This is a genomic window from Neisseria sp. P0022.S010, from assembly GCF_051956635.1.
Map to the genome: position 1 here is coordinate 1 of NZ_JBQCXF010000712.1, position 1,231 is coordinate 1,231.

Below are 1,231 nucleotides of genomic sequence, written 5' to 3' on the forward strand. Positions count from 1 at the left end.
AAGCACACCGCAAACATCCGCTGACGGAAGCGCAAACCAAACGTAACCGATATTTGTCGAAGACCCGTTATGTAGTCGAACAAAGCTTCGGTACGCTGCACCGTAAATTCCGCTATGCGCGGGCAGCTTATTTCGGACTGATTAAAGTGAGTGCGCAAAGCCATCTGAAGACGATGTGTTTAAACCTGTTGAAAGCGGCTAACAGGCTAAGTGCGCCTGTTGCTGCCTAAAAGGCGGCCCGGATGCCTGATTAATCGGGTATCCAAGGGGGATTAAGGGGGTATTTGAGTAGAATCAATGGATATTTGAAACAAAAACAGCCGAAAATCTTTGTTTTGGTTTCGGCTGTTGGGGGAAAAGGAATTTTGCAAAGGTCTCAGGCCGTCTGAAAAACCTTTCAGACGGCCTTTTTGTTTTTAGATTCTGTAAGTGATTGTACTACTGAAAGAAACAGGAGTTAGCAGACTAAAATACTAGCGTCATGAATTTAACATAATATAAATTATGTAGTTTTTCCCTATACCTAACAATCGCCGTTGTTTATTCCTGTTCGTTAACTATTGGTTAATCTTAAAAGATTCCGTATAGTACTCCAATTTTTAGTATAAAATCAATGGTTTTTAAGAGAAATGTGACTGCTTAATTTACCACTTTTTCCCTGAATGGTGGAATAGGGCAGGGTAAAATGGTATTTTATCCCTTATTTCAACCGTTCAGACGGCCTTTTCCCCATTCATCCCATTCGCTTTACCATCGGCATTATCCCCGTTACCATACAGTGTTCATCGTCAGTCGGATATTACCCTTATGACCGCCCGCCAATCCTACCATCTTACCTTTGCCCGTTTCTCCCCCTCACTTTCAGTCCGCTCCTTCACCGCCTCCGAAGCGGTCAATACCGCCTACCGTGTCGAAATTACCGCCACTTCCACCGATTCCTCGCTGCCGCTTTCTTCCTACCTCAACCAGCGCGCAGCCTTTGAGATTCGTCCGCAAGAAGGCTTACTGTCGGAAGTGGCCGGGGCATTCGGGGCTGCTTCAGACGACCCGCCGGCGAAGCAATGGCAGGGCATTATCACCTCATGCGAGAAGTTGTCCGTCTCCAAGGATGAAACCGTTTACCGCTTTGTTTTAGAGCCGCGCTTCGCGGCTTTAAAACATTTCCAAACTTCCCGGCTGTTCCAACACCAAACCATTCCCGACATCATTGTCGCCGTCTTCAAACACCACG

At 46.5% G+C, this 1,231-nt stretch carries 2 protein-coding genes; both read left to right on the plus strand.

The genetic code is table 11. The features are described 5' to 3' along the window. Positions 1-230, plus strand: a 230-nt coding sequence (locus ACTHUT_RS20865) for a transposase (protein WP_440419716.1), incomplete at its 5' end; no start/stop codon positions are given. A 577-nt stretch (positions 231-807) separates the two neighbouring features. Next, positions 808-1,231, plus strand: a 424-nt coding sequence (locus tag ACTHUT_RS20870; RefSeq protein ID WP_440386796.1) for a contractile injection system protein, VgrG/Pvc8 family, incomplete at its 3' end; no start/stop codon positions are given.